Below are 22,674 nucleotides of genomic sequence, written 5' to 3' on the forward strand. Positions count from 1 at the left end.
CGGAACGTACCCCCCGCCGGCGCCGCCGCGACCGTCGTAACCGCGCCCACGCCGATGCGGCGGATCGCCGTCGCCTGCCTCGTGGGCTCGGCGATCGAGTTCTACGACTTCATGATCTATGGCACCGCGGCGGCACTGGTGTTCCCGATGGTGTTCTTCCCGCACCTCAGCCCCTCCGGAGCCACGATCGCCTCGATGGGGACGTTCGCGACGGCTTTTCTGTCCCGGCCCCTCGGCGCGGCCGTGTTCGGATACTTCGGGGATCGGCTGGGGCGCAAGAAGACCCTGGTCGCCACGCTGCTGATCATGGGCGTGTCAACGGTGTGCGTCGGCCTGGTCCCCAGCTCCGGGGTGATCGGTGCCGCGGCGCCGCTGATCTTGGTCGCGCTTCGGCTGCTGCAAGGGTTCGCCGTCGGCGGCGAATGGGCGGGGTCGGCGTTGCTGAGCGCCGAATACGCCCCGGCCGACCGGCGCGGCCGATACGGCGTGTTCACCTTGATGGGCGGCGGCATCGCGGCCGTGCTGAGCAGTGCGACCTTTCTCGCGGTCAACCTCACCATCGGCGAGGGCAGTGCGGCGTTCCTGCAGTGGGGATGGCGGGTGCCGTTTTTGCTCAGCGCGGTGTTGGTCGGGCTCGCGCTGTATGTGCGCCTGAACATCGAGGAGACCCCGGTGTTCGCGGAGGAGAAGGCGCGCCAGCTGATCCCCAAAACCCCGCTCGCGGAGCTGCTGCGGCTGCAGCGCCGTGAGATCGCGCTGGCCGCGGGCAGCATCCTCGGCGCGTTGGGGTTCATTTACATGGCCCACACCTATCTGGCCATGTACGCGCACTCCCACCTGGGGTATTCGCGCAACTTCATCTGGTTCGTCGGCGCGCTGTGCGGGGTCGCGAGCATGGCGTTCATGGCGGTGTCGGCCACTCTGTGCGACCGGCTCGGGCGCCGTCGCATCATGCTGGTGGGGTGGAGCTGTTGTCTGCTGTGGTCGTTTCTGGTGATGCCGCTGCTGAACACCGGCAAACCCGTGGGGTACGCGGTGGCGATCGTCGGCATGTGCACGGCCGCGGCGATCGGCTCCGGCCCGACGGCGGCGTTCATCCCCGAACTGTTCGCCACCCGCTACCGCTACAGCGGAACGGCGCTGGCGCAAAACCTCGCCGGCATCGTCGGTAGCGCGTCGCCGCCGCTGATCGCCGGGACCCTGCAGGCGACATACGGCAGCTGGGCGATCGGCTTCATGCTGGCCGCCCTCACGGCGGTCAGCCTGGCGTGCACCTATCTGCTGCCCGAAACCAACGGCACGGCGCTCGGCGTCGGTTAGTTGGCGTGCAGGTCCTCGTTGAGGGCGATGCCCTGGCCGCCGCGCGCCACCACCTCCACGGCCCCGCTCAGCGAATTGCGCCGGAACAACAGGTTATTGCCGCCGGAGAACTCCCGCGCCTTCATCTGTTTGCCCTCGGGTGTGATGACCTTGGTGCCCGCCGTGACATAGAGGCCGGCTTCCACGACGCAGTCGTCGCCCAGTGAGATGCCCAGGCCGGCGTTGGCGCCGAGCAGGCACCGCTTGCCGATCGAAATGACCTCGGTGCCACCGCCGGACAGCGTGCCCATGATCGAGGCCCCACCGCCGACATCGGAGCCGTCGCCCACCACCACGCCGGCCGAGATGCGGCCCTCCACCATCGACGCTCCCAGCGTGCCGGCGTTGTAGTTGACGAAGCCTTCGTGCATCACCGTCGTCCCCGGGGCCAGGTGGGCGCCGAGCCGCACCCGGTCGGCGTCGGCGATGCGCACCCCGGTCGGCAACACGTAGTCGACCATCCGCGGGAACTTGTCGACGCCGTAGACCGTGACCGGTCCGTGGCGGCGCAGCCGGGCCCGCACGGCCTCGAACCCCTCGACGGCGCAGGGCCCGCGATTAGTCCAGACCACATTCGTCAATACCCCGAAGAAGCCGCCGGCGTTCAGCCCGTGCGGCGCCACCAGTCGGTGCGACAGCAGATGCAGCCGCAGGTAGGCGTCGTAGGCGTCGGCGGCCGCCTCGTCGAGCGAGCCGATCACCGTGCGCACGGCGACGGTCTCGGTGCCGCGGTCGTCGTCCCGGCCGATCAATGCGGTCAGCTCGGGGGGAACGTCGGACAGCGCGAGTCGCGACGTGGCACTCGCGCCCGACTCGGTCAGTTCCGGTGCGGGAAACCATGTGTCGAGGATCGATCCGTCGGCGGCCAGCGTTGCCAGCCCGATACCTGCAGCTCCAGTCACGGCGGTCAGGTTACTTCCTGGGTGGTTGCGTAGGTCCGTCCACCCTGCACGGCAACGCGGACCCGGGGCGCCGCGAAATACACGGAGTGCGCCGCCGCCTGTGAAACGCTGGCCCGCGCAACGTGATTCGGAGGCCCTCGCTGCGCAGCCGCTGCGCTGCGGGTGTCGAGGCCCACCGTCTTACCAGGTCAACCGCGTGAACTCGGCCGTTTCGGGGTACCTCGGTCCCGGGGATCGGCTGGTCACGTCCTGAGCCTGGTGGGGAGCCACCGGCGCGGGTCCGCAAGGGGCCGGCTCGTTTAGAGAAGGAGAACACCATGTCCTTTGTCACCACACGCCCCGAGGCGCTGATGGCCGCGGCGAGCATGCTCGAAGCGCTCGGCTCCTCGATGGACGCCCAAAACGCCGCCGCCGCGGCGCCCACCACGAGCATCGCCCCGGCGGCGGCCGACGAAGTGTCCGCGCTGCAGGCCGCGCAGTTTTCCGCCTACGGCGCCTGGTATCAGCAGGTCAGCGCCCAGGCGAAGGCGATCCACCAGACGATGGTCAACAACCTGGACACCAGCGCCGGTTCCTATGGCGAGACCGAAACCGCGAATCGGGTGACGACCGCCGCCTCGTCGCTGTCGCCGCTTGCCGCCTCACCGACTGCGGCGGCCGACCCCCCGCCCGCGGGGAGCACCACGCTCGGGACCGGGATCGGGTGGGGCCAGAACGTCGGTGCCGCCGCGTCGGACTTCATCACCCTGGGGGAGGGGCAATTCGCCCCCGTCACCGGCGCCGCGGGGATTCCCAACTTCACTCCCGGGCTCACCTCGGCGTCAGCGCCCGCGCCCGCGGCCCCCGCCGCAGTCGGTGCCGCGCCGGTGCTGGCGAGCATGGGCCGCGGGCCCGCGATCGGCGCGTTGTCGGTGCCGCCCAGCTGGGCGGCCGGCGGTGTCCCGTCGGTGAACGCCACCCCGACGCAGTTGGTCGGCGCGGGCTTTACCAGCGCCGCGCCCCACGCCGCGCCGGTGACGACCGTGCCGGGCGGCCTGCCGTCGATGGCCACGAGCGGACGCGGCGGCTATGGCCTCGGCGCGCCGCGCTACGGGGTCAAGCCGACCGTCATGCCCAAGCCAGCCATCTAGCACCCCACGAACCACAACCGAGAATAGGAGCGACGCAATGTCTTTCGACTTTGGAGCACTTCCCCCCGAGATCAACTCCCTCCGCATGTACACCGGGGCGGGGGCCGCGCCGATGATGGCCGCCGCGGCGGCCTTCAGCAGCCTCGCCGACGAATTGAGTACGACGGCCTCGGCCAGCCAGTCGGCGATCTCTAACCTGACCGGCGAGGAGTGGATCGGGCCCTCCTCATCCGCGATGGCCACCGCGGTCGAGCCCTACATCACGTGGATGCACACCACCGCGGCCCAGCTGCAGCAGGCGGCCTCCCAGGCCATGGCGTCGGCGGCGGCCTACGAGGCGGCATTTGCGATGACGGTCCCGCCCCCGCTGATCGCGGCGAACAGGGCCCAACTCGCGGCCCTGATCGCGACGAACGTCTTGGGTCAGAACACCGCGGCCATCGCGGCCACCGAGGCGCAGTACGGCGAAATGTGGTCCCAGGATGCCGCCGCCATGTATGGCTACGCGGCGGCGTCGGCGGCCGCGGCCAAGCTGAGCCCCCTGACCTCGCCGGCGCCGACGAACAACCCGGGCGGGCTGGGGGCGCAGGCCGCGGCCGTCTCCCAGGCCGCGGCAACGGGCGCGCAGACGAGCGGCCTCCAGCAGACCGTCACCAACGCGCCCAACGCGGTTCGGGCACTGGCGGCCCCGATGGCCGACCCGCCGTCGGCACTGAGCGGGCTGGACAGCTTCTTGGGCAACCCGGTGGTGAACAACGTCGGCAACGCCGGTTTCGACGTGGTCTCCTGGAACGTGTTCAACACCATGGTGTCCAACATCCTCTACAACCACACCCTCGACGTGGCGGCGGCCACCGGCACGGCCGGCGAGGTGGGGGGCGCGGTCGGCGGCGGCATGTTGGTAAGCGCGGCGGCCCCGGCGAGCACCGCGGGCGTCGGCGCCGCGCCGGTGCTGGCGAGCATGGCGTCGGCATCACCGGTCGGCGGCTTGTCGACGCCCGCCGCGTGGTCCGCGGCCACGCCCGCGCCTGCCGCCGCGACGCCTGTGAGTTCGGGGTGGACCGCGCCGGTTGAAGAGCCGCGCACGACGTGGGCGACGGGCATGCCGGCGGTGGCCTCGGCCGGGCGCGGCGGCTACGGCATGGGCCCGCGTTACGGGGTCAAGCCGACGGTGATGCCCACGCGGTTGCTCGTGTAGCCGCTGCGTCCGGCGGCTCGCCATCACGGTCACCCACGGGTGTTGATGGTGGCGACCCGCTGCGCCCGGCTCCGCCGCGCTTGCGATCGCCACTGGGTGTTGATGGTGGCGACCCGCTGCGCCCGGCTCCGCCGCGCTTGCGATCGCCACTGGGTTAGATGGTGGCGACCCGCTGCGCCCGGCTCCGCCGCGCTTGCGATCGCCACTACCCTGAGACCGTGCTGGACTTACGCGGGGATCCGATCGCGCTGACCGCGGCGCTGGTCGACATCCCCAGCGAATCGAGGAACGAGGCGCGCCTGGCCGACGAGGTCGAGGCAGCGCTGCGCGCGCAGACCTCCGGCTTCGAGGTCGTCCGCAACGGCAACGCCGTGTTGGCGCGAACCCGACACCAGCGGCCGTCGCGGGTGCTGCTGGCCGGCCACCTGGACACCGTCCCGGTGGCCGGAAACCTGCCCAGCCGTCACGAGGGCGGCGAGCTGCACGGCTGCGGCACCGCCGACATGAAATCCGGGGACGCCGTGTTCCTCCATCTCGCCGCCACCGTCGCCGAACCCGTGCACGATCTGACGGTGGTGATGTACGACTGCGAGGAAATCGACGCGGCGGCAAACGGTTTGGGCCGCATCGAACGGGAACTGCCGGACTGGCTGGCCGCCGACGTGGCCATCCTGGGCGAACCGACGGGCGGCTACATCGAAGCCGGTTGCCAGGGCACCCTGCGCGTGGTCGTCAGCGCCGCCGGGACCCGCGCCCACTCGGCGCGATCCTGGTTGGGGGACAACGCTATTCACAAACTGGGTGCCGTGCTCGAACGGCTGGCCGCGTACGAGGCACGCAGCGTGGACATCGACGGCTGCACGTACCGCGAGGGCTTGTCGGCCGTGCGCATCGACGGCGGGGTGGCGGGCAACGTCATTCCCGATGCGGCCGCGGTGACGGTCAACTTCCGCTTTGCCCCGGACAGGTCGGTGCCCGACGCGCTGCAACACGTGCACGACGTGCTCGCCGGACTGGACGTGCACATCGAACAGACCGACGCCGCGGCCGGGGCGATGCCCGGGCTGTCCCAGCCCGCCGCCAAGGCGTTGGTTGAGGCGGCGGGCGGTAACGTGCGGGCCAAGTACGGCTGGACCGACGTCGCGCGGTTCGCCGCGCTGGGTATACCGGCGGTCAACTTCGGCCCCGGCGACCCGAATTTGGCGCACCGGCGCGACGAACGCGTGGCGGTCGCCAACATCACCGCGGCGGTGGACATGCTGCGCCGCTACCTGGGCGGCTAGCCGCCGCAGCGCCGAGCCTGCGCGGCGGCGTCGGCGGCGGCCGCGTGCATCCCGATCGACGTCAGCTCGTCCGACACCGCCCGCAACGCCTCGGCATCGCCCGCGGTGAGCGCGCGGGCGTGGGCCAACGCGATTCTGCCAACGACACAATCGATCTCGTCGCAGAGCCGGGCCAACGGATCGCCGGCACGGCTGTCGCCCAACCGCACGGCCTCGTGCCAGACGCGCACCGCCACGGCCCGCTGCCCGCCGCGCTCGGCCGCGCGGGCGGCCTCGCGCGCGGCGGCCACCGCGCCGTGCGAGTCGCGCAGCAACGCCAGCCGCCACGCGCGCGCCACCCCGAGCTCGGGGGCGAACAACGCCGACTTGGTTCCGTGCCGGGATTCGGCCCTGCTCAACGCTTTTGCCGCGGCAGCGGTATCTCCGAGCTGGGACAGCGCGGTGGCCAGCAGCGTCAGCGACAGCGGCCCCCACGAATAGCCGGTGCGCTCCAGAGTGGCGGTCGCCGGGATCAAAATGTCTGCTGCGGAGGCGAATTCGCCGCCGGCAAGCAGCACATGCGCCAGCAGCACCTCGCCGATCGCGCGGCCCGGCTGCTGCAGTTCGGCGAAATCGGTGAACTGCCGGGCCAATTGGCGGGCCTCCTCGAGCCTGCCCGCCATCAACAACGTGGTCGTCTGGCCCAGCCCGATGGTGAAGCGCAGCAACCCGGGATGTTCGGCTCCCAGGGCGCGCTGCGCCAACGGCTCGACGTCACCGAACCGGCCCTGCCGCGCCGCGCACAACGCGGCCGCGCTGCCGGCCCAGGCCACCGCCTGGTCGTCGGCCGACGCCGAGGCCAGCACCTCCTCGGCGACCTTGACCGCGTGCCCGACGTTGCCCGCGTTCATCGCGAAGGTCGCGCTAAGCGCGTCCAGCGTGGTCCGCGGCCCGGCATCTGCGACGCGATTGCGGACGGTCCGCAAGAACGCCGTCGCACGCTCGGGCTCGCTCAGAATCCAGAACTGGTTCGCCGCCCGCAGCAACGCCCACTCCATCAGGGCGGCTTCGGTCAACCCGGCGGAGTCGACGTCGGCCAACAGCGCATCGGCCTCGCGGCCGCGGCCCTGCCAGCCCAGCGCGTGCGCGAGCGCGAGCCGCGCGGCCAGCCCGCCGGAGCGCTCGAGCGCCGAGCGGGCCAGCCGCTCGCCCAGCGCCATGTCACCCAGCCTCAGCGCCTGCTGCGCGGCGGCGACGACGTCGGCGGGCCGTTGGCGCGCGTCGCTGTCTCGCGCCAACGACATCAGCCGCAGCCGGTCGCTGAGATGCTCGGATGGACGCTGCGACAGCAACGTGACCAGCTCGGTGCGCCGTTGTCGCGCGTCGTCGGGGTCCAGCGCGGCCAGCGTCCGCTCGGCGAACAGCGGGTGGGCCGTGTAGACGACGGGGTCCTCGGAGGCCCCGCCCCGCACCCGGGTCTCGGCGGCGCCCCACCTGACCGCCTCGGCCACCGCGCCGTCGCCGGCCAGGACGGTCAGGTCGGCGAGCGACAGCGGCTCGCACACGGCGAGATACTCCAGCACCGACCGGGCCGGCGCGGGCAACTCGGCGAGGAAGGCGTCGACCTCCGCGGGCGGCGTCGTCCCGCCGGGCGGCTCGATATCCATCCGGTCGAGCAGGCCGTCGCTCCACAGCGCGGCGATCGCATCGGGGGAGGCGTCGGCGCGGGCGGTCACGATCAGCCGCGCCGTCCCGGCCCGCGCCAGCTGGTAGACCAGCGTGGCCGACAGCACGTCCAGGTGTTGGGCATCGTCGACGACGAGCAGCAGGTCGTCGCCGCCCAGCGAGGCGCGCGCGGCCCGCAGCAGCGCGGCCGGCTTGCCGATGTCGGCGATCTGCACCAGGTGGCTGAAGGCCCCGAAGGGCACCGCGCGTTCGGTCGGGGTGCCGGTGACCCAGCGGACGAGCGTGTCGGGATGTTGACCGGCGAAGTGCTCGGCGGCCACGCGGGCCAAGGTGGATTTGCCGACGCCGTCGGGCCCCAACACCGCCGCTCCCCGGCCCCCCGCGGCCAACGCCGCATCCAGCCGCTCTGAGGCCGTCGCATGTTGGGGGACGTTCCATCGAATCGGCACTGCCGGATTTTATGGCGCGCGGGCCCGTCGGCACGGCGAAAGCCCCACATATGAGCGGTGATCGCAATTGGTCTACCTTTGGCGGATATGCCCGGGGAACGCGATTCAGCCCGCGAGTGGGCGGTGTGTGTGTACTGCGCGTCCGGTCCGCAGCATCCCGAATTGCTCGGTGTCGCTGCAGAACTCGGCGAGGCCATCGCGGAGCGCGGCTGGACGCTGGTGTGGGGCGGTGGCCGCGTTTCGGCGATGGGCGCGGTGGCGAGCGCGGCGCGGGCCCGCGGGGGCCGGACCGTCGGCGTCATCCCCCAGGTCTTGATGCGGCGCGAGATCGCCGACGCGGACGCCGACGAGCTGATCGTCAGCGACACCCTGCACGAGCGCAAGCAGATCATGGAAGACCGCGCCGACGCGTTCATCGCGCTGCCGGGCGGCATCGGCACCCTCGACGAGTTGCTCGACACCTGGACCACGGCCTACCTCGGTCTCCACGACAAACCCATCGTGCTGCTGGACCCCGTCGGCCACTACGAGGGGCTGTGGACGTGGTTGTGCGGCTTGCTCGACAGCGGTTACGTCTCCCAGGTGGCGATGGACCGATTGGTGCTGGTCGACAAGGTGGGCGCGGCGCTGGACGCGTGCGCGCCCGGCTGAGCCCGCCGGCCCGTCCCAGCCCCTACTAGGCTGTCCGCCGAGCTTGACTTTTACCAAACGAATCGAGGGGATCACGTGTCCGATCGTGACGGGGGAGCGCGCACGGCGGTCAAACTGACCGACATCGCATCTCGGGTGCCGGCCGTGCTGGCCGACCTGCCGGTGATCGCGCGCGGCGTGCTGACCGGGCTGGCGGCCCAGCCGGGGTCCAAGAAATCGATCGGCACGGTGTTCCAGGAGCGGGCCGCCCGCTACGGCGACCGGATCTTTTTGCGCTTCGGCGACCAGCAACTGACCTACCGCGACGCCAACGCGGCCGCCAACCGGTACGCCGCGGTGCTGGCCGCGCGCGGCGTCGGCCACGGCGACGTCGTCGCCATCATGCTGCGCAACTCGCCCAACGCCGTGCTGGCCATGCTGGCCGCGGTCAAGTGCGGTGCGGTCGCCGGCATGCTCAACTACCACCAGCGCGGCGAGGTCCTCGCGCACAGTCTCGGCCTGCTGGAGGCCAAGGTGCTCATCGCCGAGACCGATCTGGTCAGCGCCGTGGCGGAGTGCGGGGGCTCGGGCGGCACCCAGACGCTGACCGTCGAAGACCTCGAACGGTTCGCGGCGAGCGCCCCGGCCACCAACCCGGCGTCGGCGTCGGCCGTGCACGCCCGGGACACCGCGTTCTACATCTTCACCTCGGGCACAACCGGTTTCCCGAAGGCCAGCGTCATGACGCACCTGCGCTGGCTGAAGGCGCTCGCGGCGTTCGGCGGCATCGGGTTGCGGCTCAAGAGCTCGGACACCCTCTACTGCTGCCTGCCGCTGTACCACAACAACGCGCTGACGGTCGCGTTGTCGTCGGTGATCACGTCGGGAGCGACGCTGGCGCTCGGCAAGTCGTTCTCGGCGTCGAAGTTCTGGGACGAGGTCATCGCCAACGATGCGACGGCGTTCATCTACATCGGCGAGGTGTGCCGCTACCTGCTCAACCAACCGGCCAAGCCGACCGACCGAGCGCACAAGGTGAGGGTGATCGCCGGGAACGGCCTGCGCCCGGAGATCTGGGACGAGTTCACGAAACGGTTCGGGATCGCGCGCGTCTGCGAGTTCTACGCCTCCAGCGAGGGCAACGCCGCGTTCATCAACGTCTTCAACGTGCCCCGCTCCACCGGTGTCTTCCCGATGCCGTTGGCCTACGTCGAGTACGACCCCGACACCGGCGCCCCGCTGCGCGGCGACGACGGGCGCGTGCGCCGGGTGCCGGCCGGGGAGCCGGGCCTGTTGCTCAGCCCGGTCAACCGGCTGCAGCCGTTCGACGGCTACACCGATCCGGAGTCCAGCGAAAAAAAGTTGGTGCGCAACGCTTTTCGTGAGGGCGACTGCTGGTTCAACACCGGCGACGTGATGAGCCCGCAGGGCATGGGACACGCGGCGTTCGTCGACCGGCTGGGCGACACGTTCCGCTGGAAAGGCGAAAACGTGGCCACCACCCAGGTCGAGGCCGCACTGGCATCCGATGACTCCGTCGAGGACTGCACGGTCTTCGGGGTCGAGGTGCCGCGCACCGGCGGTCGCGCCGGGATGGCCGCTGTCAAGCTGCGCGACGGCGCCGAGTTCGACGGGCAGTCGTTGGCCCGCGCCGTCTACGAGCAGCTGCCCGGCTACGCGCTGCCGCTGTTCGTGCGGGTGGTGGAGTCGATCGAGCAGACCACGACCTTCAAGAGCCGCAAGGTGGAGTTGCGCGAGCAGGCCTACGGCCCCGACGTCGAGGACCCGCTCTACGTGCTGGCCGGACGCGACGAGGGCTACGTGCCGTTCTACGACGAGTACCCCGACGAGGTGGCCGAGGGTAAACGCCCGTAGGGCCGGCAGCGCCGATCGGCCGGTCGCGAGCGTAACCACACTGCGAGAGGGCGAGTCGGATTTCGCAGTGCCGTCACGCTCGCGACCTGGCACTGCACGCTGTTCGGCGACCAGGCACCATAGACGCGTGCAATCGTCGTTCTGCGGCCGTCCCGTGTCAGCCGATCGCGCGCTGATCATGGCGATCGTCAACCGCACCCCGGACTCGTTCTACGACAGGGGCGCGACCTTCAGCGACGAGGCCGCCCGGGCGGCCGTGCACCGGGCCGTGGCCGACGGCGCCGACGTCATCGACGTGGGCGGCGTCAAGGCCGGCCCGGGCCAAGAGGTCGACGCCGACACCGAGATCGCCCGGCTGGTGCCGTTCATCGAATGGTTGCGCGACGCCTATCCCGACCACGTGATCAGCGCCGATACCTGGCGCTCCGAGGTCGCCAAGGTGGCCTGCGCGGCCGGGGCGGACCTGATCAACGACACCTGGGCCGGCGTCGACCCCGCCCTACCGGAGGTGGCCGCGGAGTTCGGGGCGGGTCTGGTCTGTTCGCACACCGGCAACGCGCAGCCGCGCACGCGCCCGTTCCGGGTGAACTACGGAACCGCCACGCGCGGCGTCGTCGACGACGTGATCGCCCAGGTCACCGCCGCCGCCGAGCGGGCGGTCGCGTGCGGGGTGGCGCGCGACCGAGTACTGATCGACCCGACCCACGACTTCGGCAAGAACACCTTCCACGGGCTGCTGCTGTTGCGGCACGTCGGCGATCTCGTCGATACCGGGTGGCCGGTGCTGATGGCTTTGAGTAACAAGGACTTCGTCGGGGAGACTCTGGGTGTGGAATTGACCGAGCGGCTCGAGGGAACGTTGGCGGCCACCGCGCTGGCCGCGGCCGCCGGTGCGCGGATGTTTCGCGTGCACGAGGTCGCCGCCACCCGCCGGGTGCTGGAAATGGTGGCGTCGATCCAGGGGACGCGCCCGCCGACCCGCACGGTGAGGGGGCTCGCATGACGATGTCGGACCTGGTCGCCGGCGATCTGGCCAGCGACGGGATGCTCGCCGCGAGGCCGGGGGACACCTGGCTGGGCGACCGCAGCTGGAACCGTCCGAGCTGGACCGTCGCCGAGCTGGAGGCGGCCAAGGCCGGGCGGACCATCTCGGTGGTGCTGCCGGCCCTCGACGAGGAAGACACCATCGAGTCGGTGATCGACAGCATCTCACCGCTGGTTGATGGGCTGGTCGACGAGCTGATCGTGTTGGACTCCGGCTCCACCGACGACACCGAGATCCGGGCGGTCGCCGCCGGCGCCCGCGTGGTCAGCCGCGAGCAGGCGCTGCCCGAGGTGCCGATACGGCCCGGCAAGGGCGAGGCGTTGTGGCGGTCGCTGGCGGCCACCCGCGGCGACATCGTGGTGTTCGTCGACTCCGACCTGATCAACCCGCACCCGATGTTCGTGCCGTGGCTCGTCGGCCCCCTGCTCACCTGCCCACCCTCCCGCGGGATTCACCTGGTCAAGAGCTTCTACCGGCGGCCCCTCAACGTCGCCGACGTGGGCGGCAGCGCGGGCGCGACCGGCGGCGGGCGGGTCACCGAGCTGGTGGCCCGGCCGTTGCTCGCGGCGCTGCGCCCCGAGCTGGGCGCAGTGCTGCAGCCGCTGGGTGGCGAATACGCGGCCACCCGCGAATTGCTGACGTCGGTGCCGTTCGCCCCGGGCTACGGCGTGGAGATCGGACTGCTGGTGGACACCTTCGACCGGCTGGGGCTGGACGCGATCGCCCAGGTCAACCTGGGCGTGCGGGAGCACCGCAACCGGCCGCTGGCCGAGCTGGGCGCGATGAGCCGCCAGGTCATCGCGACCCTGCTGTCGCGCTGCGGGATCCCCGACTCCGGGGTCGGCCTGACCCAGTTCGTGGCCCACGGGCCCGACGGCGAGGGCTACACCCAGCACACCTCGCCGGTGTCACTGGCGGACCGGCCGCCGATGCAGGCGATCAGGCCCCGGTAGCCGCCGACGCGGTCACGCTGGGCATCGCCGTGTCGGCGGCATAGGGCAGTATCGATCCCGTGGCGTTGGTGTTGCTGTACCTGGTGGTCCTGGTGCTGGTGGCGATCGTCCTGTTCGGCGCGGCCAGCCTGTTGTTCGGTCGCGGCGAGCAGCTGCCGCCCCTGCCCCGGGGGACGACGGCGACCGTCCTGCCGGCCTACGGGGTGACCGGCTCCGACGTCGACGCCGTCAAGTTCACCCAGACGCTGCGTGGATACAAGACCAGCGAGGTGGACTGGGTGCTGGACCGCCTCGCCCGCGAGCTGGAGGCCCTGCGCGGCCAGCTGGCCGCGGTGCACGCCGCGCCCGCCGCCGACCAGGACCACGAGGACGATTCGGCGGAACCCGGCGAGGGCGAGGATCGTCAGGACTGAATGTGAGCGAAGACGAGCTGGTTCGGTGCAGCTGGGCGGCCATTCGGCCCGGGCCGGACTTCGAGATGTACCGCGATTACCACGACCAGGAATGGGGTCGCCCGCTGCACGACGGGGTGGCCCTGTTCGAACGGATGAGCCTGGAGGCCTTTCAGAGCGGCCTGTCGTGGCTGATCATCCTGCGCAAACGGGAGAATTTCCGGCGCGCGTTCTCCGGGTTCGACATCACGACGGTCGCCGAGTACGGCGACGACGACGTGCGGCGGCTGATGGCCGATCAGGGAATCGTGCGCAACCGCGCCAAGATTGACGCGACAATCGCCAACGCGCGCGCGGCCGCGGAGCTGGGTACTCCGGCGGACCTGGCGGAGCTGCTGTGGTCGTTTGCGCCGTCGCCGCGGTCACGCCCGGCCGACGCATCCCAAATTCCCTCGGCCACTGACGAATCGAAGGCCATGGCCCGTGAACTCAAGCGGCGCGGGTTCCGCTTCGTCGGTCCGACCACCGCCTACGCGTTGATGCAGGCAACCGGCATGGTCGACGACCATATCCGGGGTTGCTGGGTGCCCGCGACCGCCCGCTGAGCACACAGTTGTGGGTCTTTGTACGAGCGGTGACCTGGATAGGGAACAATGGAGGGGTGATAAGTCAGTTCGTGGCCGGGCATGGCTTGAAGTTCGCTGGCGGGGCGTGCTCGGTGCCGACCAGGTCCGCGCGGGCGGGCCAGCTCGAACCTGGAGGGAGCACTCGATGGCGGCGATGAAGCCCCGGACCGGAGACGGTCCTCTTGAAGCAACGAAGGAGGGGCGCGGCATCGTGATGCGGGTACCACTTGAAGGTGGAGGTCGACTGGTCGTCGAGCTGACGCCCGACGAAGCCGCTGCCCTCGGTGACGAACTCAAGGGCGTCACAAGCTCCAGCTAGGGCTTGCCGCCGAACGATTCGGCGGTGCTACGCACACACCTTCCGATAGATCTCCAGGGTCTGCTCGGCGACGTGGGCCCACGAGAACTCCTCGACGCAGCGTCGGCGTCCCGCCTTGCCGTAGCGCTGCGCTTTTGCGCGGTCGGCGACGAGCTCGTTGACCGCCTCGGCCAGTCCGGCCCGATAGCCCGCCACATCGCCGGGGTCGTAATGCACCAAAGTCCCGGTGACCCCGTCGGCGACCACCTCCGGGATCCCGCCCACATCCGAGGCCACCACCGCGGCCCCGCAGGCCATCGCCTCCAGATTCACGATGCCCAACGGCTCATACACCGACGGGCACACGAAAACCGCTGCGGCCGATAAGATTTCGCGCAACTCGCCGATGGGAAGCATTTCCCGGATCCAGAAGACGCCGGTGCGTCCGCGGGCCAGGCCGGCGACCGCATCCCGAATCTCCTCGGCGATCTCCGGGGTGTCGGGCGCCCCGGCGCACAGCAGCACCTGCGCCTCCGGGCTGAACCGGTGGGCGGCCGCCACCAGGTGCGCGACGCCCTTCTGCCGGGTGATGCGGCCCACGAACACCACCAGGGGACGGTCCGGATCGACACCCAGTGCGGCCAGCATCGACTCGCCCTGCGATGGGGCCGCCGGGCACCACACGTCGGTGTCGACACCGTTGCGGATGACGTGCACGGCCCCGGGATCCAGCGCGGGGTAGACGCGCAGGATGTCCTCGCGCATCGCGGAGCTCACCGCGATCACCGCGTCGGCGGCCAGCACTGCGGTGTGTTCGACCCAGGTCGAGATCCGGTAGCCCCCGCCGAGTTGTTCGGACTTCCACGGGCGCAGCGGCTCGAGCGAATGCGCGGTCAACACGTGCGGGACGGCATAGAGCAGCGCGGCCAGGTGCCCGGCCATGCCGGTGTACCAGGTGTGTGAATGCACCACGGTGGCCGCCGATGCCGCGTTGGCCATCAGCAGGTCCGCGGACAGCGTCGTCATCGCCGCGTTGGCGCCCTGCAACCGCGGGTCGGGCTGATGCACCTGCACGCCCTGGGCGCCCGGCCGGGGTGCCCCCATGCAATGCACGTCCACCGCGCACAGCCGGCGCAATTGGCTGACGAGTTCGGTGACGTGTACGCCCGCCCCTCCGTAGACCTCTGGGGGGTATTCCCGAGTCATCATCGCCACCCGCATACCCGCACGGTAGTTCCGCGACGGGGAGGGCCGCGAGCCGGGCGGCACCCTCGGTGCGCCCGCGCAGCCAAATACCTTGACGGACAGCCCCACAGAACGCGGGCAATAGCCCCTTCCCCCTGGCAGCGTTTCGCGGCGGCCGATAGGTTTGACACCATGAGGGAAGCACCACACGTGCTGGGCATCGTCCTGGCCGGCGGTGAGGGCAAGCGGCTGTATCCGCTGACCGCGGATCGCGCCAAGCCCGCGGTTCCCTTCGGCGGCGCCTATCGGCTGATCGACTTCGTGCTGTCGAACCTCGTCAACGCCCGCTATTTGCGAATCTGCGTTCTGACGCAGTACAAGTCGCATTCACTGGACCGTCACATATCACAGAACTGGCGGTTGTCCGGCTTGGCCGGTGAGTACATCACCCCGGTGCCCGCGCAGCAGCGGCTCGGTCCGCGCTGGTACACCGGTTCGGCCGACGCGATCTACCAGTCGCTCAATCTGATCTACGACGAAGACCCCGACTACATAGTGGTTTTCGGCGCCGACCACGTGTACCGGATGGATCCCGAGCAGATGGTCCGGTTCCACATCGACAGCGGGGCGGGCGCGACCGTCGCCGGCATCCGGGTGCCGCGCAGCGAGGCCACCGCGTTCGGGTGTATCGACTCCGACGAGTCCGGGCGCATCCGCCAATTCGTGGAGAAGCCACTGGATCCGCCCGGCACCCCGGACGACCCCGAGACGACGTTCGTGTCGATGGGCAATTACATCTTCACCACCAAGGTGCTCATCGACGCGATCCGCGCGGACGCCGACGACGACCATTCCGATCACGACATGGGTGGTGACATCATCCCGCGACTGGTCGACGACGGGATGGCCGCGGTGTACGACTTCAGCGACAACGAGGTGCCCGGCGCCACCGACCGTGACCGGGCCTACTGGCGTGACGTCGGAACGCTCGACGCGTTCTACGACGCACACATGGACCTGGTGTCGGTGCATCCGGTGTTCAACCTCTACAACAAGCGCTGGCCGATCCGCGGCGAGTCGGAGAACCTGGCGCCGGCAAAGTTCGTCAACGGCGGTTCCGCGCAGGAGTCGGTGGTGGGCGCCGGCAGCATCATCTCGGCGGCCTCGGTGCGCAACTCGGTGCTTTCGTCCAACGTCGTGGTCGACGACGGCGCGATCGTGGAGGGCAGCGTGATCATGCCCGGCGCTCGCGTCGGCCGTGGCGCGGTGGTGCGCCACGCGATCCTGGACAAGAACGTCGTCGTGGGGCCGGGCGAGATGGTCGGGGTGGACCTGGAGAAGGACCGCGAGCGCTTCGCGATCAGCGCCGGCGGTGTGGTCGCGGTGGGCAAGGGCGTCTGGATCTAGCTCGGTCAGGCACCGCGAAGCGTGCTCGGCGCCGACATTGCGAAAGTTGTTGATCCGCAACATCGTCGCGCCTGGTGGCGCCGACGCCGGGCTAATGCCCTCGGCGCGCCGGCTACCAGAGGTAGGGAACCAACCGGTAGCGCACGCGCTCGGCGTATTCGCGGTACCCGGGCAATTCGTCGAAGAGGAGCTTCTCTTCGTCGAACATGCGCAGCGCGAGCACGATGGTGCCGGGGATGACGAAGAGCAGCCCCCAATACGAGTCGAGCGCCAGGGGGATACCGATCATCATGATCACGTTTCCGACGTACATCGGATGGCGCACGAATCGATACAGGCCGCCGGACACCAAGGTCTGGTCCGCTTCCACCGTGACCGTGGCGCCGGCATAGTTGTTCTGGACGATCACCAGCATGGCGATGCCGAGCCCGGTCGCCACCAGCAGATCGCCGAGCAGCGACAGCCAGACCGGTACCGACGACCAGCCGAACCGATGATCGAGCGCGCTGAACACCATCGTCGCGAAGAGACCCAGGAACGAGGCGGTGATGATGAACTTCTGCGAGGTTCGGGGTTCGGCCCGCGGGCCGGCACGCATGCGCCGCTGCAGGGCCGCGGGGTTGGCCCTGCTCAGGTAGACCGTGGGCACGATGGTCGCCACCGTGAACACGGCGATGAAAACCCACGCCTGCCAGTAGTGCAGCGTGCCCGCCGGCAAGAGCAGGATCAACACCCACGAGAGAATGCCTCCGAGGGATGTCGTCGTCACGCGGATCCCGGTTTTCATCTCGCTCCTAGCAGCGTAGATCGCGGCGCCGAAAAGCCAGGGCGCCCAGAATTACCAACCCTACGTCGATGGCCAGTAGGCATAGCAAGGGCACGGCGGTGAAATCGGCGCCAATTCTCGGGATGTGCCCGAACGGTTCCAGGTCGAGCAACCACTGCGGGAACCGGGCCAACGATCCGATCAGGTACAGAGCGATGAAACCGATCAGCACGCCCCAGGCCACCGGTGTGAACCGCGGCGCGACGCCGAATACGCAGACCGTCACGGCCGACAACAGCCAGACGGCCGGGAGTTGGACCGCCGCGCTTGCGACGACCATCGCGAGTTTGCCGCCCACATCGCCGGCCGCGATGCCGTAGACAACTCCGGCGGTTACCCCGCAGGCCAGCATCGCGAGCGCGGATCCGCCCAGCGCGGTCACCAAATGGCTCGCGAGCCAACGAGTTCGCGACACCGCGCCGGCCAGCACCGTTTCGGCTCGCTGGCTGGATTCTTCCTGGTGCAACCGCAACGTGAGCGAAACGGCGAACGCGGCGGCCACCATGCCCATCATGGCGAAAGCCACGGCGATGAAGGCCTGCTCGAGGGCGCTGGTGCCGCCCATCCGCGCGACGATATCGCGGGCCGGACCGCTGTCGCCCAGCTCGTCACCGATGCCGTGCACCACGCTGCCCACCAGCAACCCGTATAGGCACAGTCCGACCGTCCACAACAGCAGCGCGGCCCGGTCGAGACGCCACGTCAGCCCGAACGCGTTGCCCAGCGCCGGCGCGGCGGTCGCGGGACCGGGCCGCTCCGCGATGAGCCCCGCGCCGACGTCACGGCCGGCGAGCAGCCAATACGCCACCATGGTCAACGCGGACGCCGTGACCAGGTGCAGCAGCAGCACCCACCAGCGATCACCCGCATACGGTTTGACCAGTAGCGACCACCCCAGCGGAGACAGCCACGACAGTGTGCCCGACCCGGCGTCGCCGACGGCGCGCAGCGTGAACGCGGTTCCCAGGACGGCGAACGCGGCACCGCGGGCGAACCTGGCGCTGGGCGACAACTGCGCGGTCACCGCGGCGACCGCGGTGAACACCAGGCCGGAGCAGGCCAGCGCCGCACCGAACGCCAGTGACCCGGCCGCCGGGACGTCGGTGCTCAGCAGGCCGGCCGCGCCGATCGCGCCGGTGCCGAGCGAGGCCCCGAAAGACAGCAGCAGCGCCGCGCTCAGGCTGGCGTAGCGACCGATCGCGGTCGAGTCCACCAACTCGGTCCGTCCGTTCTCCTCGTCGGCGCGGGTGTGCCGGATCATCGTGAGGATGACGGCCACCGCGATCAGCACGTGGAACATCCCGGCCTTCCAAATCCCCACGGCGCCAAGGCTGTCGCTGTAGACCTGGCCATACAGCGCACGCTGGGCCGGGCTGGCCATGATGGAGGCGGCGAACCCGGCACGGGCGGCCTCGGTGGGGTAGATCTTTTCGATGCTGCCGACGTACACCGTCGCCAGCGGCACCGACAGCAGAAACACCCACAGCGGCAACGAGAGCCGATCCCGGCGCAGGTATAGCCGCAACATCGCAAGCGTTCCGGAGAAGTTCGAACTGCGCTGGGGCGCAGGCGATGCCGACGCGTGAGGCCGGTCCAGTGTGGTCGCGCTCATGACAACGACACCTTTTGCGCATCGCGCCCGTGCCGGCCGTCGCCGCCGGACGCGTCTCCGGACGTGTCATAGTGGCGCAAGAAGAGCTCTTCGAGCGTCGGCGGCTGGCTGACGAGACTGCTCACGCCGGCGTCACCGAGCACGCGGATGAGCTCACCCAGGCTTTCGCTATCGACCTGGGCGCGCAGCGTATTACCCTCGACGCTGATGTCCTCGACGCCCTTGATCCGCCTGAGATCGCCCGGATCGCCGATCATTTCGGCCCTGATCGAGGTGCGGCTCAGATGCCGCATGGAGCTCAGCGAACCACTTTCGATGGTCTTGCCCGCCCGGATGATCGTCACGCGTTCGCACAACGCTTCCGTTTCGGCCAGGATGTGGCTGGACAACAACACCGTCGTGCCCCGGTCACGGGCCTGCGCCACGCACTGTTGAAACACGTTCTCCATCAGCGGGTCCAGTCCACTGCTGGGCTCGTCCAGGAGCAGCAGCCTGGCATGGGACGAGAACGCCGAGATGAGGGAGACCTTCTGGCGGTTGCCCTTCGAATACGTGCGGGCCTTCTTGTGCGGGTCCAAATCGAAGCGCTCGATCAGCTCCGCGCGGCGCCGCTTGTCGATGCCGCCGCGCATGCGGGCCAGCAGGTCGATGGTCTCTCCACCTGTCAGCGACGGCCACAGCGTCACATCACCAGGAACGTAAGCGATTTGACGATGCAGCGCAACGGATTGGGTCCAGGGATCACCGCCCAGCAACCGCACGCTACCGCTGTCGGCCTTCACCAGGCCCAGCAGGATGCGGATGGTGGTGGACTTCCCGGCGCCGTTGGGGCCGAGAAATCCGTGGACCTCCCCCTCTCGCACAGTGAGATCGAGGCCGTCCAGCGCCCGCACCGCGCCGAATCTCTTGGTGAGGCCCCGGATTTCGATAGGGGCGGAGCCGACTGAATTTTCAGGTGCCATGGGATTCTCCTTGATCTTCGGCAGCCAGGAACGCGTCGTACATGGTCCGGTCGGTCAGCAGCCCTTCGGTATAGACCTCGAGGGCGGGCAGGATCATGTCGCGCGAGTAGTCGCGCAGCACCGCGCGCAGATCCGTTGGTGTGTCGTGCATTTGGATGTAGAGCAGGAATCCGCCGCCTCCGGTGATCGCCAGATACTTGGCCCGGGCCTGGGGATCGCGGCTGGGTTTGATCCTCCCGGCGCGCACGCCCTCTTCCATGTACCCTTCCGCGTTGTCAATCATCCTGCGCCACATCATGTTCGCTAGATCGCCGCCGGTCTGCATGCTGCGCACCAGGTATGCCATCAGTGGTGCGTAGTCCTCGATCTCTGCCAACTGGGCGAACCAGGTGGCCGGGTCGTTGGACTGGATAGCCTCGGACTTGGTGTTGCGGATCTTTTCGGCGATGTAGTCCTCGCAGGCCTTGCGCAGGCCCTCCTTGGAGCCGAAGTGGTGGATCACCAGCGCGGCACTCACGCCCGCCGCTTCGGCGATGGCGCGAAGCCCGACACCGAACCCGTGCTCGCCGAACTGCTCGATGGCCGCATCGCGGATCCGGGCGGCGGCCGTCAGGTCGGCTGAACGCATGTTCAGTACACTAAACATGCGTTCAGCCCGCGGTCAAGGACGACCCGCGTCAAGAATTCGTAAAAGTGCGAATCAGTCGCGAACGGCGGCCAGGATGCCGTCGCCGAGCGGCACCAGCGCCGGGGTGAGCCGCTCGTCCTCGGCGATGAGGCGGGCCGCCTCGCGCACCGCCACCACCTCGGCGTCGCGGGCGGCCGGATCGCCGGCCCGCCCGCCCAGCGCGGCCCGGTGCACCACGATCACGCCGCCCGGGCGCAGCAACCGGACGCCCTCGACGACGTAGTCCGGCTGATCGATCGGGTCGGCGTCGATGAACACCAGGTCATAGGACTCGTCGGCGAGCCGGGTGAGCACCTCTTGGGCGCGGCCGCCGATCAGCCGGCTGCGCGACGGTCCGATGCCCGCCTCGCTGAACGCCTGCTTGGCCAGCCGTAGGTATTCGGGCTCGATGTCGATCGTGGTCAAGACGCCGTCGTCGCTCATGCCCGACAGCAACCACAAGCCGCTGACTCCCGCGCCGGTGCCCACTTCGGCGACGGCCTTGCCGCCGCTCAGCTTCGTAAGCATGCTCAACAACGCCCCGACGGCCGGCGTCACCGCGCCCGCCCCGATGTCGACGGCCCGCTCCCGGGCGGCGGCCAGCAGCGCGTCCTCCGATATCGATCCCTCGGCGTGGGCAAACAGCGATTCGGCCCGGCTGGGCGCCGTGTGGCCAGGGGCTTCTGCGTCGGTGCCGTCCATGCCCGCAGCGTATTCCAATTCATCGCACGAACGGACAGGCGCGCCTGAACCGCACGCTGGCGACACGCCCAAGAGGCCCGGCGCGTTTAAGGTCACCGCGCGGTGGATATTTCCTGCACAACGCAGGGCAAGAAACGGTTTCTCAGGCGCAGCTCAGACTGTTCATATACCGCACATACGCCGATACGCGACGGTGTCCGTATGGATCGCGGAGCGCGTTGGACGGGGAATACCGAATGGCAGCTGCCTGTTGCCGTCAATGACGAAGTGCCACTGGGTGGCGCACCCGATTCGGAGGAATTGATTATCACCACTCTTCTCAGTCCGTCCAGCATGTCGCACGCGCAAGGGCGCCCCACCGACGAGTGGGTGGAGCCCTCGGACGCCCCGCAGGGGACCGCGGTTTTCGACGCGACCGGCGACAAGGCGGCCATGCCGTCGTGGGACGAGCTGGTACGCCAGCACGCCGACCGGGTGTACCGGCTGGCCTATCGGCTTTCCGGCAATCAGCACGACGCCGAGGACCTCACCCAGGAGACCTTCATCCGGGTCTTCCGGTCCGTGCAGAACTATCAGCCGGGAACGTTCGAAGGGTGGCTGCACCGCATCACCACCAACCTCTTCCTCGACATGGTGCGCCGACGCGCGCGCATCCGGATGGAGGCGCTGCCCGAGGATTACGAGCGGGTGCCCGCCGACGAGCCCAACCCCGAGCAGATCTATCACGACTCACGGCTGGGGCCCGATTTGCAGGCCGCGCTCGATTCGCTGCCGCCGGAATTTCGCGCGGCCGTCGTCCTGTGCGACATCGAAGGCCTGTCCTACGAGGAGATCGGTGCCACCCTGGGCGTGAAGCTCGGGACCGTCCGCAGCCGCATCCACCGCGGACGCCAAGCCTTGCGGGACTACCTGGCCGCCCACTCCGGTCGGCAGGAACTGCGCGCCCAGTCGGCGTAGGCAGCGTCGCCCGCCTGTCTCGGCAGCGGAGCGATCAGGTAGATATTCAGCGGCTTTGCGCCCGTAGCTGCGGTATTGCGCACCGGCTCGCGCTACATTCGAGAGGAGGCGGCAATGAGAATGAGTGGCAAGGAGCTGGTAATGCCCGATCGAGGACATGTGTTCCGCCGCGCGTTCTCCTGGCTTCCCGCTCAGTTCGCCTCCCAGAGCGACGCGCCCGTGGGCGCACCCCGCCAGTTCGGTTCCACCGAGCACCTGTCCGTCGAAGCAATCGCCGCGTTCGTCGACGGCGAGTTGCGGATGAACGCTCACCTGCGGGCCGCGCATCACCTGTCGATGTGCCCCCAGTGCGCGGCCGAGGTCGACGATCAGAGCCGGACGCGCGCGGCGCTGCGCGACTCCCACCCCATCCGCATCCCCAGCACGCTGCTCGGCATGCTGGCCGACATTCCCTACGACTCGCGCGACGACTCGACCGCGCCGGCCTCCGACCCCTTCGCCGACCACGAGGCCCGCGAACGGCGCAAGCGCCGATAGTCGGACCCGCTGCG

22 protein-coding genes are annotated in these 22,674 nt (G+C 69.7%); 14 read left to right on the forward strand and 8 right to left on the reverse strand.

The genetic code is table 11. The features are described 5' to 3' along the window. Positions 1–54 precede the first annotated feature (54 nt). Positions 55–1,320, forward strand: a complete 1,266-nt coding sequence (locus tag OCU_RS31120; protein WP_009957210.1) for an MFS transporter — start codon at positions 55–57, stop codon at positions 1,318–1,320. Here OCU_RS31120 and dapD read toward each other — a convergent pair. After that, positions 1,317–2,270, reverse strand: coding sequence for a 2,3,4,5-tetrahydropyridine-2,6-dicarboxylate N-succinyltransferase (dapD, locus tag OCU_RS31125; RefSeq protein WP_029385460.1), 954 nt, complete (start codon positions 2,268–2,270; stop codon positions 1,317–1,319). The two genes, OCU_RS31120 and dapD, sit on opposite strands and share 4 nt — an antisense overlap. A 308-nt stretch (positions 2,271–2,578) precedes the next feature. Here dapD and OCU_RS31130 point away from each other — a divergent pair, with 308 nt between their 5' ends. The 3 genes from OCU_RS31130 (at position 2,579) to dapE (ending at position 5,872) form a co-directional block, all read left to right on the forward strand. Then, a complete protein-coding gene (locus tag OCU_RS31130; RefSeq protein ID WP_014379453.1) occupies positions 2,579–3,391 on the forward strand; it encodes a PPE family protein, SVP subgroup in 813 nt (270 codons plus the stop codon). Between the two features lie 37 nt (positions 3,392–3,428). Continuing rightward, positions 3,429–4,589: a PPE family protein gene (locus OCU_RS31135; RefSeq protein ID WP_020415601.1), complete on the forward strand. Its 1,161-nt coding sequence runs from the start codon at positions 3,429–3,431 to the stop codon at positions 4,587–4,589. Between the two features lie 218 nt (positions 4,590–4,807). After that, the gene (gene dapE, locus OCU_RS31140) at positions 4,808–5,872 is read left to right on the forward strand and encodes a succinyl-diaminopimelate desuccinylase (protein WP_009956183.1); all 1,065 of its coding nucleotides are present in this window, start codon (positions 4,808–4,810) and stop codon (positions 5,870–5,872) included. Here dapE and OCU_RS31145 read toward each other — a convergent pair. Then, complete coding sequence (locus OCU_RS31145) at positions 5,869–7,986, reverse strand: ATPase AAA (protein ID WP_041784835.1); 2,118 nt, start codon at positions 7,984–7,986, stop codon at positions 5,869–5,871. The genes dapE and OCU_RS31145 overlap by 4 nt on opposite strands. Before the next feature lie 87 nt (positions 7,987–8,073). On the opposite strand from OCU_RS31145, the gene OCU_RS31150 reads away from it, so the two are divergent. The 7 genes from OCU_RS31150 to OCU_RS50220 all read left to right on the forward strand — a co-directional run bounded on the left by OCU_RS31150 (position 8,074) and on the right by OCU_RS50220 (position 13,826). Continuing rightward, positions 8,074–8,637, forward strand: coding sequence for an LOG family protein (locus tag OCU_RS31150; protein ID WP_020188822.1), 564 nt, complete (start codon positions 8,074–8,076; stop codon positions 8,635–8,637). 75 nt (positions 8,638–8,712) lie between these two features. After that, a complete protein-coding gene (gene fadD6, locus OCU_RS31155; protein ID WP_009956208.1) occupies positions 8,713–10,491 on the forward strand; it encodes a long-chain-acyl-CoA synthetase FadD6 in 1,779 nt (592 codons plus the stop codon). A gap of 127 nt (positions 10,492–10,618) precedes the next feature. Continuing rightward, positions 10,619–11,494, forward strand: coding sequence for a dihydropteroate synthase (gene folP / locus OCU_RS31160; protein ID WP_036397383.1), 876 nt, complete (start codon positions 10,619–10,621; stop codon positions 11,492–11,494). Beyond that, positions 11,491–12,489, forward strand: coding sequence for a glucosyl-3-phosphoglycerate synthase (locus OCU_RS31165; protein WP_014379457.1), 999 nt, complete (start codon positions 11,491–11,493; stop codon positions 12,487–12,489). The genes folP and OCU_RS31165 overlap by 4 nt, the downstream gene beginning before the upstream one ends. A gap of 59 nt (positions 12,490–12,548) precedes the next feature. Then, on the forward strand, positions 12,549–12,902 hold the full coding sequence (locus OCU_RS31170; protein ID WP_009956316.1) for a DivIVA domain-containing protein: 354 nt from the start codon (positions 12,549–12,551) through the stop codon (positions 12,900–12,902). Positions 12,903–12,904: 2 nt separating this feature from the next. Then, positions 12,905–13,486 (forward strand): DNA-3-methyladenine glycosylase I, encoded by a 582-nt coding sequence (locus OCU_RS31175; protein ID WP_009956315.1) that lies wholly within the window; start codon positions 12,905–12,907, stop codon positions 13,484–13,486. A 166-nt stretch (positions 13,487–13,652) separates the two neighbouring features. Then, complete coding sequence (locus OCU_RS50220) at positions 13,653–13,826, forward strand: DUF3117 domain-containing protein (protein WP_003878471.1); 174 nt, start codon at positions 13,653–13,655, stop codon at positions 13,824–13,826. Between the two features lie 27 nt (positions 13,827–13,853). Here OCU_RS50220 and glgA read toward each other — a convergent pair whose 3' ends face one another. Continuing rightward, positions 13,854–15,026, reverse strand: coding sequence for a glycogen synthase (gene glgA, locus OCU_RS31180; RefSeq protein WP_014379458.1), 1,173 nt, complete (start codon positions 15,024–15,026; stop codon positions 13,854–13,856). A gap of 156 nt (positions 15,027–15,182) precedes the next feature. Here glgA and glgC point away from each other — a divergent pair, with 156 nt between their 5' ends. Then, on the forward strand, positions 15,183–16,397 hold the full coding sequence (gene glgC / locus OCU_RS31185; RefSeq protein WP_008254617.1) for a glucose-1-phosphate adenylyltransferase: 1,215 nt from the start codon (positions 15,183–15,185) through the stop codon (positions 16,395–16,397). A gap of 112 nt (positions 16,398–16,509) precedes the next feature. Here the strand turns inward: glgC and OCU_RS31190 are convergent, their stop codons facing one another. The 5 genes from OCU_RS31190 to OCU_RS31210 all read right to left on the reverse strand — a co-directional run bounded on the left by OCU_RS31190 (position 16,510) and on the right by OCU_RS31210 (position 21,166). Then, positions 16,510–17,184: a methyltransferase family protein gene (locus OCU_RS31190; protein ID WP_009956312.1), complete on the reverse strand. Its 675-nt coding sequence runs from the start codon at positions 17,182–17,184 to the stop codon at positions 16,510–16,512. Between the two features lie 7 nt (positions 17,185–17,191). Next, positions 17,192–18,835: an ABC transporter permease gene (locus tag OCU_RS31195; protein ID WP_014384062.1), complete on the reverse strand. Its 1,644-nt coding sequence runs from the start codon at positions 18,833–18,835 to the stop codon at positions 17,192–17,194. After that, positions 18,832–19,797 (reverse strand): ABC transporter ATP-binding protein, encoded by a 966-nt coding sequence (locus OCU_RS31200; RefSeq protein ID WP_041787038.1) that lies wholly within the window; start codon positions 19,795–19,797, stop codon positions 18,832–18,834. Before OCU_RS31200 ends, OCU_RS31195 begins: the two co-directional genes overlap by 4 nt. Beyond that, a complete protein-coding gene (locus OCU_RS31205; protein WP_014379462.1) occupies positions 19,787–20,425 on the reverse strand; it encodes a TetR/AcrR family transcriptional regulator in 639 nt (212 codons plus the stop codon). Before OCU_RS31205 ends, OCU_RS31200 begins: the two co-directional genes overlap by 11 nt. A gap of 72 nt (positions 20,426–20,497) precedes the next feature. Next, the gene (locus OCU_RS31210) at positions 20,498–21,166 is read right to left on the reverse strand and encodes an O-methyltransferase (RefSeq protein ID WP_014379463.1); all 669 of its coding nucleotides are present in this window, start codon (positions 21,164–21,166) and stop codon (positions 20,498–20,500) included. Positions 21,167–21,367: 201 nt separating this feature from the next. On the opposite strand from OCU_RS31210, the gene sigE reads away from it, so the two are divergent. Then, positions 21,368–22,123: an RNA polymerase sigma factor SigE gene (sigE, locus tag OCU_RS31215; RefSeq protein WP_014379464.1), complete on the forward strand. Its 756-nt coding sequence runs from the start codon at positions 21,368–21,370 to the stop codon at positions 22,121–22,123. Between the two features lie 141 nt (positions 22,124–22,264). After that, positions 22,265–22,660, forward strand: a complete 396-nt coding sequence (gene rseA, locus OCU_RS31220) for an anti-sigma E factor RseA (protein ID WP_041787176.1) — start codon at positions 22,265–22,267, stop codon at positions 22,658–22,660. The last annotated feature ends 14 nt before the right edge of the window (positions 22,661–22,674 follow it).

This window comes from Mycobacterium intracellulare ATCC 13950, assembly GCF_000277125.1.
Lineage (GTDB): Bacteria > Actinomycetota > Actinomycetes > Mycobacteriales > Mycobacteriaceae > Mycobacterium > Mycobacterium intracellulare.